General features: G+C 68.6%; 17 protein-coding genes. 9 read left to right on the top strand and 8 right to left on the bottom strand.

Annotated features, from left to right (window positions below):
- Window positions 1-4: 4 nt before the first annotated feature.
- Window positions 5-1,369, top strand: coding sequence for an 8-oxoguanine deaminase (locus XAN126_RS0104950; RefSeq protein WP_024277494.1), 1,365 nt, complete (start codon window positions 5-7; stop codon window positions 1,367-1,369).
- An 86-nt stretch (window positions 1,370-1,455) separates the two neighbouring features.
- Entirely contained in the window at window positions 1,456-2,238 is a 783-nt protein-coding gene (locus tag XAN126_RS0104955) for a hypothetical protein (protein WP_024277495.1), read from the top strand.
- A 111-nt stretch (window positions 2,239-2,349) separates the two neighbouring features.
- On the opposite strand, the gene XAN126_RS0104960 is transcribed toward XAN126_RS0104955, so the two are convergent.
- The 4 genes from XAN126_RS0104960 to XAN126_RS0104975 form a co-directional block, all read right to left on the bottom strand.
- Window positions 2,350-2,712 (bottom strand): DMT family protein, encoded by a 363-nt coding sequence (locus XAN126_RS0104960; protein ID WP_024277496.1) that lies wholly within the window; start codon window positions 2,710-2,712, stop codon window positions 2,350-2,352.
- 99 nt (window positions 2,713-2,811) lie between these two features.
- Entirely contained in the window at window positions 2,812-3,033 is a 222-nt protein-coding gene (locus tag XAN126_RS0104965) for a hypothetical protein (protein WP_024277497.1), read from the bottom strand.
- A 16-nt stretch (window positions 3,034-3,049) separates the two neighbouring features.
- Window positions 3,050-3,973, bottom strand: a complete 924-nt coding sequence (locus XAN126_RS26840; protein ID WP_024277498.1) for a C1 family peptidase — start codon at window positions 3,971-3,973, stop codon at window positions 3,050-3,052.
- Between the two features lie 3 nt (window positions 3,974-3,976).
- Complete coding sequence (locus XAN126_RS0104975; protein ID WP_024277499.1) at window positions 3,977-4,231, bottom strand: hypothetical protein; 255 nt, start codon at window positions 4,229-4,231, stop codon at window positions 3,977-3,979.
- A gap of 137 nt (window positions 4,232-4,368) precedes the next feature.
- Here XAN126_RS0104975 and uvrB point away from each other — a divergent pair, with 137 nt between their 5' ends.
- Window positions 4,369-7,032 carry an excinuclease ABC subunit UvrB gene (gene uvrB, locus XAN126_RS0104980; RefSeq protein ID WP_024277500.1) on the top strand — a complete coding sequence of 888 codons (2,664 nt, stop codon included), beginning with the start codon at window positions 4,369-4,371 and terminating at the stop codon, window positions 7,030-7,032.
- Between the two features lie 175 nt (window positions 7,033-7,207).
- On the opposite strand, the gene XAN126_RS0104985 is transcribed toward uvrB, so the two are convergent.
- Window positions 7,208-7,498 carry a hypothetical protein gene (locus XAN126_RS0104985; RefSeq protein WP_245272213.1) on the bottom strand — a complete coding sequence of 97 codons (291 nt, stop codon included), beginning with the start codon at window positions 7,496-7,498 and terminating at the stop codon, window positions 7,208-7,210.
- Between the two features lie 44 nt (window positions 7,499-7,542).
- Entirely contained in the window at window positions 7,543-7,953 is a 411-nt protein-coding gene (locus XAN126_RS0104990) for a DUF930 domain-containing protein (protein WP_024277501.1), read from the bottom strand.
- Between the two features lie 200 nt (window positions 7,954-8,153).
- Here XAN126_RS0104990 and XAN126_RS0104995 point away from each other — a divergent pair, with 200 nt between their 5' ends.
- Window positions 8,154-8,705, top strand: a complete 552-nt coding sequence (locus XAN126_RS0104995) for a DUF2478 domain-containing protein (RefSeq protein WP_024277502.1) — start codon at window positions 8,154-8,156, stop codon at window positions 8,703-8,705.
- 58 nt (window positions 8,706-8,763) lie between these two features.
- Here XAN126_RS0104995 and XAN126_RS0105000 read toward each other — a convergent pair whose 3' ends face one another.
- Window positions 8,764-10,260 (bottom strand): MFS transporter, encoded by a 1,497-nt coding sequence (locus XAN126_RS0105000; protein WP_024277503.1) that lies wholly within the window; start codon window positions 10,258-10,260, stop codon window positions 8,764-8,766.
- Window positions 10,261-10,462: 202 nt separating this feature from the next.
- Here XAN126_RS0105000 and XAN126_RS0105005 point away from each other — a divergent pair, with 202 nt between their 5' ends.
- From XAN126_RS0105005 to XAN126_RS0105020, 4 genes are all read left to right on the top strand, one after another.
- Window positions 10,463-11,167, top strand: a complete 705-nt coding sequence (locus XAN126_RS0105005; RefSeq protein ID WP_024277504.1) for a hypothetical protein — start codon at window positions 10,463-10,465, stop codon at window positions 11,165-11,167.
- 162 nt (window positions 11,168-11,329) lie between these two features.
- Complete coding sequence (locus tag XAN126_RS25990; RefSeq protein ID WP_024277505.1) at window positions 11,330-11,902, top strand: hypothetical protein; 573 nt, start codon at window positions 11,330-11,332, stop codon at window positions 11,900-11,902.
- A 167-nt stretch (window positions 11,903-12,069) separates the two neighbouring features.
- Window positions 12,070-12,324 (top strand): hypothetical protein, encoded by a 255-nt coding sequence (locus tag XAN126_RS0105015; RefSeq protein ID WP_024277506.1) that lies wholly within the window; start codon window positions 12,070-12,072, stop codon window positions 12,322-12,324.
- 33 nt (window positions 12,325-12,357) lie between these two features.
- The gene (locus XAN126_RS0105020; protein WP_024277507.1) at window positions 12,358-13,053 is read left to right on the top strand and encodes a class I SAM-dependent methyltransferase; all 696 of its coding nucleotides are present in this window, start codon (window positions 12,358-12,360) and stop codon (window positions 13,051-13,053) included.
- A gap of 218 nt (window positions 13,054-13,271) precedes the next feature.
- Here XAN126_RS0105020 and XAN126_RS0105025 read toward each other — a convergent pair whose 3' ends face one another.
- Entirely contained in the window at window positions 13,272-13,718 is a 447-nt protein-coding gene (locus XAN126_RS0105025; protein ID WP_197024003.1) for a GtrA family protein, read from the bottom strand.
- Between the two features lie 420 nt (window positions 13,719-14,138).
- Between XAN126_RS0105025 and carB the strand changes: the two genes are divergently transcribed.
- On the top strand, window positions 14,139-17,513 hold the full coding sequence (gene carB, locus XAN126_RS0105030) for a carbamoyl-phosphate synthase large subunit (RefSeq protein ID WP_024277509.1): 3,375 nt from the start codon (window positions 14,139-14,141) through the stop codon (window positions 17,511-17,513).
- Window positions 17,514-17,554 lie beyond the last annotated feature (41 nt).

The raw sequence follows: 17,554 nt of genomic DNA on the forward strand, positions 1-17,554 counted from the left end.
TCCCATGGCCTCGACCCTGCTCGCCCGCAACGCCCTCGTGCTCGTGACCATGGACGGCGAACGGCGTGAGATCGCGGGCGGCGGGCTCTATGTGGAAGACGGCCGCATCGTCGCCGTGGGCCGGCCGCAGGACCTGCCGGCGAGCGCCGACGAGGTGATCGACCTCTCCGGCCATGTGGTGATGCCGGGCATGGTGAACACCCACCACCACATGGTGCAGAGCCTGACCCGCGCCGTGCCGGCAGCGCAGGATGGGGAACTCTTCACCTGGCTGCGCTCGCTCTATCCGCTGTGGGCGGGCCTGACCGGCGAGATGGTGGAGGCGGCGACGGAAATCGCCATGGCGGAGCTGATCCTCTCCGGCTGCACCACCTCCTCGGACCACCTCTACATCTACCCCAACGGCGCACGGCTCGACGACTCCATCCGCGCGGCGCGGCGCATCGGCATGCGCTTCCATGCGGCGCGGGGCGCCATGACCATCGGCGAGAGCAAGGGCGGCCTGCCGCCCGACCGGGTGGTGGAGGACGAGGGCTTCGTGATGAAGGATACCGAGCGGCTGATCGGCGCCTATCACGACCCCGCCCGCTACTCCATGCTGCGCATCGTGCTCGCGCCCTGCTCGCCCTTCACGGTGAGCCGCGACTTCATGCTGGAGACGCTGAAGCTCGGCCGCGACAACAACCTGACGCTCCACACCCACCTCGCCGAGAACGACAGCGACGTCGCCTTCTCCGAGAAGACGTTCGGCATGGGGCCGACCGAATATGTGCGCTCGCTGGGCTGGGTAGGGCCGGATGTCTGGCACGCCCACTGCGTGAAGCTGGACGACGACGGTATCGCTCTGTTCGCCAAGACCAGCACGGGCATCGCCCATTGCCCGTGCTCCAACATGCGCCTCGCCTCGGGCATCGCGCCGGTGAAGCGCTTCCTCGCCGAGGGCATCCGGGTGGGGCTCGGGGTGGACGGCTCCGCCTCCAACGACAGCGGCCACATTCTGGGGGAGGCCCGGCAGGCCATGCTGCTGCAGCGCGTCGCCCATGGTCCCGACGCCATGAGCGCGCGCACGGCGCTGGAAATGGCGACGCTGGGCGGCGCCCGGGTGCTCGGGCGTGACGACATCGGCGCGCTGGCCCCCGGCATGGCGGCGGATTTCATCGCCTTCGACATGTCTCGCCTCGCTTACGCAGGGGCGCTGCACGATCCGGTGGCGGCGCTCATCTTCTGCCAGTCGCAGGATGTGTCCCTCAGCGTCATCAACGGGCGGGTGGTGGTGCGCGACGGGCGCCTCCTCACCATCGACCTCGGTGCCGCCGTGGCGCGGCACAACGCCATGGCCGCCGAACTGGCGCGCTTCGCTTCCGCTTGATAAGACGTCCCGCGGCGGCTGGCGGCCCGCCCTCCCGGTGCCGGAAACGGCGCTGCTTTTTTGAAGAAGACCGTCCGGAGTTGACGATGGGCAAACGCATCGTCGCGGTGCGCTACAGTCCCGACTGGCTCGCCCTGACCGACGACGACACCCGCCGCTTCCTGCGCCGCCACCACATCGACGAGAATTTGCTCGTGGATTTCATGGCGCTGTGGGATGGCAACCTGAAGGTGGATTACCGCAGCTTCCGCGACGAGATCGCCAAGCTCTCCCGCGCGAGCTTCGCCGCCGTGCGGGGTGCCGAGGTGATCTCCCACGAGGTGCTGCGCGAGACGAAGCGCGGGAGCGACGATCTCATCGCCTTCGTGGACGACGACGACTGGCTCTCCCCCGGCCTGTTCGAGGAACTGGACAAGGCCTGCCCGCGCCCGCTCAACGGCATCTGGTGGGGCTCGATCCTGGTCGGCCCGCAGCTGACCACCTACGAGGAATCGCAGACCGTCCCGCTGATCGAGCTGCGGCCGCTGAAGCGGGTGATTTACACCAACAATTATGCCGTCACCGGCCGCGCGCTGAACCACCACGGCTATCCACGCCTGTTCGAGCACTATCACGCGGACCGGCGGTTCGGAAAATTCTGGTGGCCGCCCAAGAAGGTGCCGCTCTATCTCTCGGCCGCCTCCAAGCACCCGTGCTCCACGGTCTCGGTGCAGTTCTTCATGGGCGAGCCCCAGTTCCGCGCCGACCCGCGCCGCCACGTGGAGCGCTTCGCCGACCAGCTGGCCGAGGCTGTGATCCCGGCCGAATACGGCTGGCTGAAGCAGCCCGTGGACGCCGTCGAGGCGCTGGTGCGCCGCGCGCTCGGCTGAGCGGTCTTCGGCTTTGCCTTCGCTCAGGCGCCGCGCGGGCCGGCTTTGGCGCTGTCTTCGCTCAGGCGCCGCGCGGGCTGAACGCGCGGCGCCGATGCCGCGCCGCCGCGCTCAGAACTTGTGGAAGATGAAGAAGGCGCCAGCCGAGATGAAGGCGAAGCCGAGCAGGTGGTTCCAGCCCAGCGGCTCCTTCAGATAGAGCACCGAGAAGCCGGCGAAGACGATGAGGGTGATGACCTCCTGCATCGTCTTGAGCTGGGCCGTGGAATACACTTCCGAGCCGAAGCGGTTGGCCGGCACGGCGAGGCAATATTCAAAAAAGGCGATGCCCCAGCTCGCGATGATGGCGAGAACGAGCGGCGCCGACTTGTGCTTGAGGTGCCCGTACCAGGCGAACGTCATGAAGACGTTCGAAGCCACGAGCATGACGATGGGCAGGATCTGGGGGGGCAGAAGGTTCGTCAGGGCGGGCATGCGGGGCGGGTCCTCGATGAGAACCGACCCTTTAGAGCATTTTGACCGGGAGCGGACTCCGTTTCGTAGGGGCACGCAGGCAGGCTGGCGGTCGCAGCGTCAGGCGAATGTCAGGCTCCGGGTCATCACCGGCGCCTGCCCCGGCACCGCTAGGTCGAAGACGAGTTCGGGGATATCGCCTGCAAGGCGGAGCACCAGTTCCTGATAGCCGCCGGCGCCCGCCGCCCCCGCGGCCGCCGCCACCCGTCGGCTGGACAGGACGGCAACGCCCGGCCGCGGCCGGGCGCTCCAGTAATGCGGGCTCAGGCCCGGATAGGGCAAGGCGACGAGGAGATCGTCATCCTTTGGCGGCTGCGGCGCGCTTGCGCTTGGGGTGGTGAGCCACAAGGCCTGCGGCGGCAGGCTCGGCGGCCGAGGGGGCTGCTGTGACATAGGCATCCCAGAAGACGTATTCGTTGTCGATGGCACACTCATTGTAGGCGATCCGGCCGAAGCCGTCCTCACCCCAGCTCCTCCCCCAGCTGTTCTTGATGATCCAGGCGCCCTGATCGTCGTCATAGCCGACCACCGCCACGGCGTGGAGACCCACATATTCGCCCGCGGCGTGGCTGTAGATGCCCCGGCCGTATTGCAGGAAGTCCTCGAATACCTTGAGCACGGCGATCACCGGCCCCCGGTAGGCGATGGCCTTGCGGCGCTGGGCCGAGGTGCCGGCACTCTCCCATCCCGTGACCCAGGCCACCGGGGGGATGTTCTGTCCAGGCGCGTCCTGGCCCGGATAGGGGAAGTCGCTTTCGCGGCCGACGCCGTGGGTGCGGGCATAGCCCAGCGCGGCCTCGGGCCACCATCCCTGCGCGCAGGTTCGCCCGCCGCCGAAGAAGAGCGCCGCCTCGGACAGGTCGTGGCCGGGGTCGGCCTCGTCCTGGGCGATGGCGAGCCGGCTTTCGACCGCCGCCACGGTGGCGAAGGCGACGCAGGCGCCGCACGCGCCCTGGTTGCGGATGGGCGTCACGAAATTGGTGCCCCCGCGTGCGCTGCGCCAGTCGATGCTGCGGGGCGCGGGCGGCAGGGCCGCGAAGGCGGCGGATTCCACGCCGCGCGCCAGCGTGAGCTGGGCCATCGCCACCTGGGGGTCGACGATGATCCCGAGATGGGCCTGCCCACCGCCGGTCTCCGCCACCGAGAAGACGGGCTTCTCGGCGGGCGTCCAGTCGAACTTGCGCAGGGCGATCTCGGTCTTGAGTTCGGCAAGATCCAGCATGGGTCAGCCCCTGCAGGTCTCGGCGAAGATCTGGTCGCCGATCTTGATGAGACCGTTGAGGACCGGGCCGGCGACGGTGCCGGCACCGGGAATGAAGACCAGCACGGTGGCGGCCACTTCCAGCAGCGGCTTCGCCTTGGGCCAAAGGCCACAGAAATCGTTGCCGACGCCGGCACCGGCGGTCGCGGCCTGCGGCTCGTTCGCGGCCGCAACCGCGTCGGTGATGATCTTGGCTCCGGCCTGGGCTGACAAAGTCATTGTTGCGCTCCCCTCCAAGTGGAAGCGCAACCATAGGGCGAGTGATCTGGTGATACAATCAAAAGGATGTTATTCGCGGAATATACAACTTAAACGAGCGTCTTCCGGGTCAGCCCCTCATGCCCCATATTCCCCCCATGGCCAAAGCATCCCGTCCCGGAAAGCTCGGTGAGCGCTCCCAGCGTCATTTCGAGCCGGCGCCCCAGCAGGCGCTTGATCCCGCCGTTGCGAAATCCCTCGGGCTGGAGCCGGGGGCGCTTTCGCTCGACTTCGAATCGGCCGGGGCTTCGGCCACCGTGCAGGCGCTGTCGCGGCTGATCGAGACCGGGCGGCCGGAGGTCAACGGCCAGACCTGGGTGCCGCACCGTCCGCCGCGGCCGGAGAAGTCGGAAGGCGGCGTCCCCTTCACCATGAAGAGCGACTTCCAGCCCGCCGGCGACCAGCCGCAGGCCATCAAGGAATTGTGCGCGCAGGCCGAGGCGGGGGACCGCGACCAGGTGCTGCTCGGCGTCACCGGCTCGGGCAAGACCTTCACCATGGCCAAGGTGATAGAGCAATTGCAGCGTCCGGCCATCGTGCTCGCGCCCAACAAGACGCTCGCCGCCCAGCTCTATGGCGAGTTCAAGAGCTTCTTCCCCGACAATGCGGTGGAATATTTCGTCTCCTACTACGATTATTACCAACCGGAGGCCTATGTGCCCCGGACGGATACCTATATCGAGAAGGAATCCTCCATCAACGAGCAGATCGACCGCATGCGCCATGCGGCGACGCGCTCGCTGCTGGAGCGGGACGACGTGATCATCGTCGCCTCGGTGTCGTGCATCTACGGTATCGGCTCGGTCGAGACCTATTCGGCCATGACCTTCGACATCAAGGTCGGCGAGCGCATCGACCAGCGCGGCCTGATCGCCGATCTCGTGGCCCTGCAATACAAGCGCATCCAGTCGGATTTCGCCCGCGGCACCTTCCGCGTGCGCGGCGACAGCGTGGAGATCTTCCCCGCCCACTATGAGGACCGCGCGTGGCGCGTCTCCCTGTTCGGCGACGAGGTGGAGAGCATCGCCGAGTTCGATCCGCTCACCGGCCAGAAGAGTGGCGACATGAAGAGCGTGCGCGTCTACGCCGCCTCGCATTATGTCACCCCGCGCCCGACGCTGATCCAGGCCATCTCCGGCATCAAGGCCGAGCTGAAGATGCGGCTCGACGAGCTGTACAAGATGGGCCGCCTTCTGGAGGCCCAGCGGCTGGAGCAGCGCACCCGCTACGATCTGGAGATGATGGAGGCGACGGGAAGCTGCGCCGGCATCGAGAATTATTCGCGCTGGCTCACCGGCCGCAAGCCCGGCGAGCCGCCGCCCACCTTGTTCGAATACGTGCCGGACAATGCCCTCGTCTTCATCGACGAGAGCCATGTGACCGTGCCGCAGATCGGCGCCATGTATCGCGGCGACTTCCGCCGCAAGGCGACGCTGGCGGAATACGGCTTCCGCCTGCCGAGCTGCATGGACAACCGCCCGCTCCGCTTCGAGGAGTGGGAGGCCATGCGGCCGCAGACGGTCCACGTCTCCGCCACCCCCGGCTCGTGGGAGATGAACCAGACCGGCGGCGTGTTCGTGGAGCAGGTCATTCGCCCCACGGGCCTCATCGATCCGCCGGTGGAGGTGCGCCCGGCGCGCACGCAGGTGGACGACCTCCTCGGCGAGGTGCGGGCGGTGGCGGCCAAGGGCTACCGTACCCTCGTTACCGTGCTCACCAAGCGCATGGCCGAGGACCTGACGGAATATCTGCACGAGAACGGCATCCGCGTGCGCTACATGCACTCGGACATCGACACCATCGAGCGCATCGAGATCATCCGCGACCTGCGCCTCGGGGCGTTCGACGTGCTTATCGGCATCAACCTGCTGCGCGAGGGCCTCGACATTCCCGAGTGCGGGCTCGTCGCCATCCTCGATGCGGACAAGGAAGGCTTCCTGCGCTCGGAAACCTCGCTGGTGCAGACCATCGGCCGCGCCGCGCGCAATGTGGACGGGCGGGTGATCCTCTATGCGGACCACATCACCGGCTCGATGGAGCGGGCCATGGCGGAGACTTCCCGCCGTCGCGAGAAGCAGGTGGCCTACAACACCGAGCACGGCATCACGCCGGAGAGCGTGAAGAAGGCCATCGGCGACATCCTCAATTCCGTCTACGAGCGCGACCACGTGCAGGTGGATGCGGGCCTCGCGGAGGAGGGGGCGGCCTTCGGGCACAATCTCAAGGCGGTGATGGCGGACCTGGAGAAGCGCATGCGCGCCGCCGCCGCCGACTTGGACTTCGAGACCGCGGCGCGCCTGCGCGACGAGATCCGCCGGCTGGAGGCCACGGAACTTGCCGTCTCCGACGATCCGCTGGCGCGGCAGGAGGCCGTGGACGACCGCACCGGCGGCTACAAGGGGGCGCGCAAATACGGCAAGGCGGCCAACCTGCCGCCGAAGGAGGAGTCCGGGCGCCTGCTGCCGCGCGGCCGGGGCAAGCCCTCAGCCAAGGGCCGCGGGGCGGCCGCCGATCAGGACGGGATGGGGGAGGCGCAGGCGCCCTACACCCCGCCAAGCGCCGCCACGCCGAAGGCGGCACGCACCCCGGCCGAGACGCCGCTGGCAGCGCCTCTACCCACCCGCGCCCACAAGCCGTCCCTCGACGACATGGGGCCGGGCTCCGACCGCGTGGTGCCGCTGGCCGAAGACACCTTCCGCCCCGGCCCACGTCCCGATCCCGGCACCAAGGGCTATCGCAAGGGTGGCAGGCGGAAGGGGTAGGGAAGGCCCCGTTGGCGCCGTCATGCCCCGGCTTGTCCGGGGCATGACGGCGCCGCAGGCTCGGCGCTTCAGAACGCGGAGCGGACCCGGCCGTGCCGTGGACCCTCCGGACGAGCCGGAGGGTGACAGCCTGCTCTTATGTCACCTGCTCTTATGTCACCTGCTCTTATGTCACCTATCGCCGGCTGATCCGCCCGATGACCAGTTCGTCGATCTCCAGCCGGCGGATGCGCGCGCGGCCGATGGCGAGGCGGCCGATGGCGACGGCGCCCACCGCGAGCGCCCCGAAGGCCAGCGCGCCGATGGCGATGGCGCCGATGGACCCGGCGCCCAGAGACCCCGCGCCCACGGAGCCTGCACCGACAGCCCCGGCCCCCACGGCCGCCTTGCGGATGCGGCGCTTGCGGGCGGGCGGTGCGGCGGGAGCCTCGACCTCTGGGGCGTCGGTCTCGGGATCGGCGGTCATCGCATGTCCTCGGATCGGGGGGCTCGGGATCGGAGAAAGGCGGCTCAGGGCACGAGGCTGTGGGCGTCCCAGTCGTGCCGCGGCACCTCGGCGCCCAGAGTGTAGCTGAACGCGACCACATCCATGCCGTCCGGGCTGGTCTTGCAACGATAGGCGAGGTGGTACCAGTGCTCGCGGCTGCGGATGGCCGCGCCGGGGGCGGAGATGGCGGCATCGCCGTGCCGGAAGTCGCCGAGCTTGGGATCGGCGAAGGCATAGGCCACCACCTCTTCCGGCCGCATGTCCTTGTGTTCTCGGCCGATCTCGCCCATGGCGCGGGCGTTGCAGCGCTGCTCGATGCGGGTGCCGGGGTCCACATGGAGCATCATGTCGTCGTGCCGGCCGGGACCGGCGAGCGCCGGAGCGGCCGTTGCGGCAGTGAGGAGGACGAGGGGCAGCACGAGCGGGCGAATCACGGCTGGAGCATCTCCGCAGACAGGGAAGCGTGCCGCCTCTAGGCCGAATCTGTGGCAGGGATGGGACGGGATGGTGGCGTGGTAGGGAACAGGGGTCTCGCCCGCCGGAGCCCCTGCGTGTTATGGTGTTCACGATACAGCTTCGGCCGCGCGGGGCGCGGGGCGGCCCACCGTAAACGCAGACAGGACGGATGTTCGGGATGACGGGGGACGAACGGCCGATGATCCTCGCCCTTCAGGGCGGCGACCGGGAAGCGATCCAGTCCTTGCTGGCGGAAGCGGCGCGGCGGCTTGCCGCGCAGGGCGTGCGCGTGCTCGGCGTGGTGGAGCACCTGACCCCCGGCTGCGCCCACGAAGACGTGCTGCTGCTCGATCTCGTCTCCGGCGAGACCAACCGCCTGCATCAGGACCTCGGCCCCGGCGCGGCCGGGTGCAGCCTCGATCCGGCGGGCCTCGCCGCCGCCTCGGCCGGGGTGGAGCGGGCCATCGCCGATCGCCTCGCCGAGGGCGGCGACCTGTCCGACACGGTGGTGGTGCTCTCCAAGTTCGGCCGGCAGGAAGCCGAGGGCCGTGGCCTCACCTCTGCGTTCCATGCGGCGGTGGCGGCCGAGCTGTGCGTCCTCACCTCAGTCTCGCCCAGCATCACCGCCGAATGGGCGGGCTTCGCCGGCGACCTCGCCGAGCTGCGCCCGGCGGTGCCGGCGTCCATCGATGCGTGGTGGGGCGTGCCCGTTCCCGAACCGGCGGAATAGCCGGAGCGTTTCCGGGCGAAGGGGCACCGGTTCGCGTAACGGAAACGCGTAAAACCCCCTAGATCCCGATATCGTCCAGGCTGCGCCCGCGCGTCTCGATGCGGTAGTGCCAGGTCACGACCGCGCCCAGGAGCGAGGCGGCGATCAGCATGAACAGCAGCGTGCGGGTGCCGAGGTCCGCCAGCAGGATCGGGAACAGGAAGGCGGTGAGCACCGCCCCGATCTTGGCGAAGGCCGCGGCGAAGCCCGCCCCCATGCCGCGGATGCGGGTGGGGAAGACCTCGCCGGCGATCAGGTAGGTCTGCGCGTTGGGGCCGAGATTGGTCATGAAGTTGAACAGCATGAAGCCGATGACCACCATCGTGACGGCGCGGTCGCCGCTGTAATAGGTGGAGAGCGCGGCCACCAGCAGGCCCGCCGCGCAGCCGACGAAGCCGGCGATCTGCAGCGGGATGCGGCCGATGCGGTCGGACAGCGCCACCGCCACGCCGATGCCCACGAGCAGCAGCAGGTCGATCAGCGCCGCCCCCTCCGAGGCGAGCAGATCCGCCGAGACGAGATCACTCAAATTGCGCCCGACATCGGCCTGATGGCCGAAGGCGGCGGCGAGGATGGTGGGGGTGAAGATGCCGATGCCGTAGGTGGACAGGTCCTGCAGGAACCAGGGCACCGCGGCGAGGACGGTCGCGCGCCGGTTGTGCGGGGTCTTGAACAGGGCGGCCGGGGTGCGATCGTGGCCCTGATCGTGCGCTGCCCCTCCGGCATGGCCGTGGTGGCGATGGCTGAGCGCGATGGATTTCGGATATTGCGGCGAGCGGGCGAGCAGGCGCTGCGCCGCCTGCTGGGCCTCCTCCACGCGGCCGTGGGCGAGCAGCCAGCTCGCGCTTTCCGGCACGAACAGCCGGGCCACCGCCACCGCCACGGCGGGCAGGATGGCCGCCGCATACATGAGGCGCCAGGCGGAGACGGCCTCGATGTTGGACAGGACGAGATAGCCGAGCAGGGTGCCGGTGAGCGCCCCCACCGCCTGGAAGCCGAAGGCGCTGAGAACGAGCCGCCCGCGCGCCACGGACGGGATGCTCTCGGAGATCACCAGATGGGCGGTGGGATAGTCGCAACCGAGCGCGATGCCGATGCCGAACAGGAACACCACGGTCCAGCCGAAGGAGGGGCTGACCGCCAGCAGCGCGAGGAAGATGATGAAGATCACCATCTCCGCCACGAACATGAGCTTGCGGCCGAACTGGTCGGCGAGGCCGCCCAGCAGCAGCGCGCCGAAGAGGATGCCGGCGAGGCTCGCCGCGCCCACGAGGCCGTGCTGGAAGGCGTCCATGCCGAATTCGCGGGACATGAGGGGCAGCGTCACGCCCGTCATGAACACCACGAGGCCCTCGAAGAACTTGCCCGCCGCGGCCAGCCACCAGATGCGCCACTGCATGGCGGTCATGGGGGTGGCCGCCACCCGCGTGCCGTCGCGCCAGATCGGGGTCTCGTCGATATAATCCTGCACCGAGCGCTTGTGGTCGAACCCGCGCAGGTCCCGCATCTCGTTCATGGCCTTCCCCCACGCTCCAGCGTGACAGAAAGCGTGCGAGCCGTGAATTGCCTATGACGGTCGCGGGGCCGGCTACCGTCCCGGGGGCTGGCGGGCCGAAAGGGGAGCGGCTAAGAAAGACGTTCACCGGCGTGCTGCCCGGCCGTTTCCGCGGCCTCTCAGCGCAAGGCGCGCCCCCTCCCGTCCGGCGCCGCAGGTTCCCATGGTCTTTTCCCGCGTCTCTGCTTTGTCCCTCGCGGCCCTTGCCGCGAGCCTCGCCCTCGCCGCCTGCCAGGGCAATCCGGATAGCTGGGGCACCGGCGTGGTGAAGCAGACGGACGCCTTCGGCGACTATTCGGAGACGGTGGTCTCCGTCCCCAAGCCCACCGCCGGGCCGCGCCAGTTCGAATGCACGGGCCCATTCGCGCCCAACACCACCGCCATCAACATCGCCGCGGACTTCGGGCAGGCGAACGTCATCACCGGCAACATCATGTCGCCAGACGGCAGCACCGCGCCGGGCATCATCCTCCTGCCCAACGATCCCGCCTTGAGCCTGGAGATCGCCTGGAAGGACCCGGCCAACATGGCCGCCCCGCGCCGGGTGGCCTTCACCGAAAGCTCGGCCTGGACCGTGAACGGCATCGGCATCGGCACCAGCCTCGCAGACCTTGAACGGGCCAACGGCAAGCCGTTCCGCATCCAGGGCTTCGGCGGCAATGCCGGCGGCGTGGTGGCCGACTGGCGCGGCGGGCGGCTGGGCAATCTGGGCGGCGGCTGCGTGCTCGGGGCGCAGCTGGCGCTTTCGGCCGGAGCCTCGGACGGCGCGCAGGCGCGCGTTTCCGGCCCCAAGGTCTACACCTCGAACGATCCCGCCATCCGCGCCGCCAACCCGAGCGTGGGCGTGTTCTGGGTGAATTACCGGTAGGAGGAAGGGCGCCGATCGTCGCGAATTGCGAAACCAGCGCCGGCGTTAAGATTAACGCTCTCTAAATACCGCTGAGCCCGCGCCGTCGCCTTTCCAAGAAGCGTGGCGGTTGTAGAGTGCCACTGCGCGTCGCGGACCCAACCGCGCGCAGGAGACACTCCAATGAAACGCCTGATCCTAGGAGCGCTGCTGGGGGCCGTCTGTGCCGTCAGCGGAGCCTTCGCACAGGGGGCGCCTGCCAATGCCCCCGCCGCGAGTGGCCGGCCCGCCAACATCGAAGAGTTGAATGGCGTCCAGTGGTTGTTCGTGCAGGTGGCGGATTCCATTTCCGTCACCGACAAGACCATCACGCTGAAGGGCGTCGCGCCGCAGGTCATCATGTTCGCCGACCGCCCCGAGCGGATCACCGGGGACGCGTCGACGGCGACCTTCATCAAGATCTGGAACGAGGGGAAGGACAGCTTCCAGAAGGACCCGCCCAACGCCACCCTCTCGGTGACGGTGAACGGCGAGCCCAACCTGTCGGTGATCGAGCTGTCGAATCCGGTGCTCTCCGGCGACACGCTGACCTACGACTACAAGCTCCTCAGCGAGGACAAGCCCCTCTCCGGCACCAATGCCAGCCTGTTCATCGACTGGTGGCACTATCACCGCTGGTGGGGTCCCGGACCCGGCCGCTGGGGCGGTGGCGGCTGCTGGCGCGGCCCGTATGGCGGCCTGCACTGCCGCTGGTGAGCCTGATCTTCCGCCGTTAGACGCGCGCCCCGCCCGCACCCCGCGGCGGGGCGTTCGCGTCTGTGGCCGTCTGCCATGATGGTGCCGTCTTGATGGTGCCGTTTCACCCGCGCGTGCCAGCACCCCGCTGCCGCCGGACGTCGCTCCTCGAAACCGTGAGAGACATCATGATCCGCCCCAGGGCCGCCCTGCGCCCGCTGACCCTCGCGCTGACCTTCGCCGCGGGCCTTGCGACTGCCGGGCTCGTGCAGTCGGCCTTCGCCGACCAGCCCAACATGCAGCGCGCGCTCGAGGCGCTGCGCACCGCGCGCGCCTTCCTGCAGCAGGCGGAGCCCAACAAGGGCGGCCATCGCGAGCGCGCCATCGACCTTGTGGACCGGGCCATCGGCGAGACCGAGGCCGGCATCCAGTTCGCGCGCTGACCCCGGCGCCGCCTTGTTTTCGGAAAGTTGCTGATGGCCGATTGGATCTCGTTCTGGAATGGTAGTCACGCCATCTATGTGAATGACCGGCACAAGGCGGTGCATTATGCGGCCATCGCGACCGATCTCGTCGGCTTCCTGCCGGGGCCGCACGCGCGGGTTCTGGATTTCGGCTGCGGCGAGGCCCTGGCCTCGGCCGAGCTGGCGTTCCGCTGCGCGCACCTCGTGCTCAGCGATGCCGCGCCGGCGGTGCGCGATCGCCTGAAGGGGCGCTTCGTCGCCGCCCCCACCATCGATGTGATGTCCCCCGAGGAGGTCTCGGCCCTGCCGGACGGCAGCTTCGACCTCATCATCTGCAATTCGGTGGCGCAGTATCTCTCGCGCGACCTGCTCGCCAGCCTCGTCCTGGAATGGCGGCGGCTGCTGGCGCCGGGGGGGCGGCTGCTGATTGCCGACGTCATCCCGCCCCATGTGAGCGCGCTGGCCGATGCCGAGGCGCTGCTCCGGCTCGCCGCGCGGGAAAAATTCCTGCTGGCCGCGGTCGCCGGCCTCGCCCGCACCGCCATCTCCCCCTATCGCAAGCTGCGCGCGGAACTCGGGCTGACCACCTACGAGGAGGCGGAAGTACTCGCCTTGCTCACGAAGGCCGGCCTCGCGGCGCGGCGGGTCGAGCCCAATATCGGCCACAACCAGCAGCGCATGGCCTTCATCGGCGAACGCGGCGCCTGAAGCCCGCGCGGCGCTTGAGCGTAGACAGCACAAGAAGCCCGCGCGGCGCTTGAGCGTAGACAGCACAAGAAGCCCGCGCGGCGCTTGAGCGTAGACAGCACAAGAAGCCCGCGCGGCGCTTGAGCGGAGACAGCGTAGCGAGCCCGCGCGGCGCTTGAGCGTAAGCAACACAAGATCCCCGCGCGGCACTTGAGCGTAGGCGGCGCCGGCGTGACTTCTCAGCCGCGCACCGCGCTCCGATGGGCGAAGGCCCAGACGCGGTAGCCGGTGAAGGTCCACATCATGGTGATGCCGGTGGTGAGGAACTGGGCGAGCAGATAGAACAGCCCTGCCTTGTCCACGAACAGCCACATGAGGGTTTCGTTGAGCACGAAGGCCACCCCCGCCACCACGATGAAGCGCGGCACCGCACCGGCATGGGAGCGCGTGGCGTCGAAGGTGAAGCGGCGGTTGAGGATGTAGGACACGATACCGCCCACGACGAACCCCACCGCCGAGCCGAGCACGGGGCCGACGGCATCCATCTCCACCAGGATGGCGAGCGTGGAGAAATGGGCGACGGCGGCGGTGAGGCCCACGCCGACGAATCGGGCGAACTGGCGGATCAGGTCGCCATGGCGCGCGCGGTATTCATTGACCGTCCGGGCGAGGGAAGGCGGCAGCACAGGCGTCTCCGGCAGGAAAACGAACAGGAATCCTTCAGGCCGAGGCAGCGCGGGCGGGCGCCGGACACCCCGCGAGGATGTGTATTCCGGGCGCGGCGTCATCTCGGTGACATGGCTTCCGTCGCCGCAAATTATGGTCTAAGGAAGCCCATCAGCGCCAAGGGCCCGGGAAATTGCGCAGGTGTGACATCCGTGAGGTGTGACATCCGCGCCGCGTCCCGCCCGCGCGCAAGTCTGGGAGCAGGCCCCGGCCAAGCTCGTACCTTTCTGGGGCGCGTGACCCGCGGCCCTTTTTTTGCGCCCGGCGGGCGCTAGGAAGGCGCGGGCGCTGCGACGGGGCGGCTCCTGATGGAAACGGATCCCGTTGTCCTCGCCGGCTCAGCGGCGCGGGTGGCGGTGGTCGAGAGCTCAAAGACGGATATGCCGAAACGCACCGATATCGAAACCATCCTCATCATCGGCGCCGGTCCCATCGTGATCGGGCAGGCCTGCGAATTCGACTATTCCGGAACGCAGGCGGTCAAGGCGCTCAAGGAGGAGGGATACCGGGTCGTCCTCGTGAACTCGAATCCCGCGACCATCATGACCGACCCGGACATGGCGGACGCGACCTATATCGAGCCCATCACCGCCGAGATCGTCACCAAGATCATCGAGAAGGAGCGCGGCGACCGCTCCAAGGGCTTCGCGCTGCTGCCCACCATGGGCGGCCAGACCGCGCTCAACTGCGCGCTGTCGCTCAAGAAGATGGGCACGCTCGAAAAGTATGACGTCGAGATGATCGGCGCCACCGCCGAGGCCATCGACAAGGCCGAGGACCGCGAGCTGTTCCGCGAGGCCATGACCAAGATCGGCCTCTCGACGCCCAAGTCCCGCCAGATCAAGACCCTGCCCCAGGCGCTCGAGGCGCTGGACGAGGTGGGCTTGCCCGCCATCATCCGCCCGTCCTTCACCATGGGCGGCACCGGCGGCGGCATCGCCTACAACAAGGCGGAGTTCATCGAGATCATCGAGCGCGGCATCGATGCCTCCCCCACCAACGAGGTGCTGGTGGAGGAGAGCGTGCTGGGCTGGAAGGAGTATGAGATGGAGGTTGTCCGCGACAAGGCGGACAACTGCATCATCATCTGCTCCATCGAGAACATCGACCCGATGGGCGTGCACACCGGCGATTCCATCACGGTGGCGCCGGCGCTGACGCTCACCGACAAGGAATACCAGATCATGCGCGACGCATCGCTTGCGGTGCTGCGCGAGATCGGCGTGGAGACCGGCGGCTCCAACGTGCAGTTCGCGGTGAACCCCGAGGACGGCCGGCTCATCGTCATCGAGATGAACCCGCGCGTGTCGCGCTCCTCGGCGCTGGCGTCGAAGGCCACGGGCTTCCCCATCGCCAAGGTCGCCGCGCGCCTCGCGGTGGGCTACACGCTCGACGAGATCGAGAACGACATCACCGGCGGCGCCACCCCGGCCTCCTTCGAGCCCACCATCGATTACGTGGTCACGAAGATCCCGCGCTTCGCCTTCGAGAAATTCCCCGGCGCCGAGCCAACGCTGACCACCGCCATGAAGTCGGTGGGCGAGGCCATGGCCATCGGCCGCACCTTCCAGGAATCGCTCCAGAAGGCGCTGCGTTCGCTGGAAACCGGCCTGTCCGGCCTCGACGACATCGAGATCGAGGGCCTCGGCCAGGGCGACGACAAGAACGCGGTGCGCGCGGCGCTGGGCACGCCCACGCCCGACCGCCTGCTCTATGTGGCGCAGGCCATGCGCCTCGGCCTCTCCGACGAGCAGATCCACGCCGCCTGCAAGATCGATCCATGGTTCCTCGCCGAGATCCGCGGCATCGTGGAGATGGAGCAGAAGGTGCGCCGGCTCGGCCTGCCGGAGACGGCCGGCCAGTTCCGCCGCCTCAAGGCCATGGGCTTCTCGGACACCCGCCTCGCCGCGCTTGCCGGCCTCCACGAGGGCGAGGTGCGCGCGCGGCGCCATGCGCTGGATGTGCGCCCCGCCTACAAGCGCATCGACACCTGCGCGGCCGAGTTCGCCTCGCCCACCGCCTACATGTACTCGACCTACGAGACGCCCTTCGCCGGGACCCTCGCCGACGAGGCGCAGCCCTCCGACAAGGAGAAGGTCATCATCCTCGGCGGCGGTCCCAACCGCATCGGCCAGGGCATCGAGTTCGACTATTGCTGCTGCCATGCCGCCTTCGCTTTGAAGGATGCCGGCTATGAAGCCATCATGGTCAACTGCAATCCGGAGACCGTCTCCACCGATTACGACACCTCGGACCGGCTCTATTTCGAGCCGCTGACCGCCGAGGACGTGCTGGAACTGATCGCCCGTGAGAAGACCAATGGCACGCTGAAGGGCGTCATCGTGCAGTTCGGCGGCCAGACGCCGCTGAAGCTTGCCAAGGCGCTGGAGGATGCGGACGTGCCGATCCTCGGCACCTCGCCCGACGCCATCGATCTCGCCGAGGATCGCGACCGGTTCAAGACGCTGCTCGATCGCCTGAAGATCCGCCAGCCGGCCAACGGCATCTCCTACAGCGTGGAGCAGGCCCGCCTCGTCGCGGCCGAGCTCGGCTATCCCATGGTGGTGCGCCCCTCCTACGTGCTGGGCGGCCGGGCCATGCAGATCATCCGCGAGGAGCGCGAGCTGGGCGACTACCTGCTCGAGACCCTGCCGGGCCTCGTGCCGCAGGAGATCAAGGCGCGCTATCCCAACGACAAGACGGGCCAGATCAACACCGTCCTTGGCAAGAACCCGCTCCTGTTCGACCGCTATCTGTCCGACGCCATCGAGGTGGACGTGGACGCGCTGTGTGACGGCAAGGACGTGTTCGTCGCCGGCATCATGGAGCACATTGAGGAGGCGGGCATCCATTCGGGTGACAGCGCCTGCACGCTGCCGCCCTATTCGCTCTCGCCCGATACCCTCGCGGCGCTGGAGAAGCAGACCGCCGCCATGGCGCTGGCGCTGGGCGTCGGCGGCCTGATGAACGTGCAGTACGCCATCAAGGGCGACGAGATCTACGTGCTCGAAGTGAACCCGCGCGCCTCGCGCACGGTGCCGTTCGTCGCCAAGGTCATCGGCCTGCCCATCGCCAAGATCGCGGCGCGGGTGATGGCCGGCGAGAAGCTGGCGGGCTTCAACCTCGTGCAGCCCAAGCTCGGCCACATCGCGGTGAAGGAGGCGGTGTTCCCCTTCGCCCGCTTCCCCGGCGTGGACACGGTGCTCGGCCCGGAGATGCGCTCCACCGGCGAGGTGATGGGCCTCGACACCGATTTCGGCGTCGCCTTCGCCAAGAGCCAGCTCGGCGGCGGCACCAAGGTGCCGCAGTCCGGCACGGTGTTCGTCTCGCTGAAGGATGGGGACAAGATCCGCATCCTGCCCACCATGAAGATGCTGGTGGACCTCGGCTTCAAGATCATCGCCACGTCAGGCACCCAGCGCTTCCTTGAGGAGCACGGCGTGCCGGCGGCGAAGATCAACAAGGTGCTGGAGGGCCGCCCCCACATCGTGGATGCCATCAAGAATGGCGGGGTCCAGCTGGTGTTCAACACCACCGAGGGCGCGCAGGCCCTTGCGGACAGCCGTTCGCTGCGCCGCGCCGCCCTCTTGCAGAAAGTGCCGTATTACACCACGCTGTCCGGAGCCATCGCTGCGGCGCAGGGGATCAAGGCCTATGTGGGCGGCGACCTGACGGTGCGTCCGCTGCAGGGCTATTTCGGTGCCGGGGGCGACAGCGCTCCCGTCAGCCCGCGGGGCGCAGCCCCCGTCGCCTGATCCCGGAAGGGAACACCGGCGCGCGGCCTTTGGGCCGGCGC

The organism is Xanthobacter sp. 126 (assembly GCF_000526175.1).
GTDB classification, from domain to species: Bacteria; Pseudomonadota; Alphaproteobacteria; order Rhizobiales; family Xanthobacteraceae; genus Xanthobacter; species Xanthobacter aminoxidans.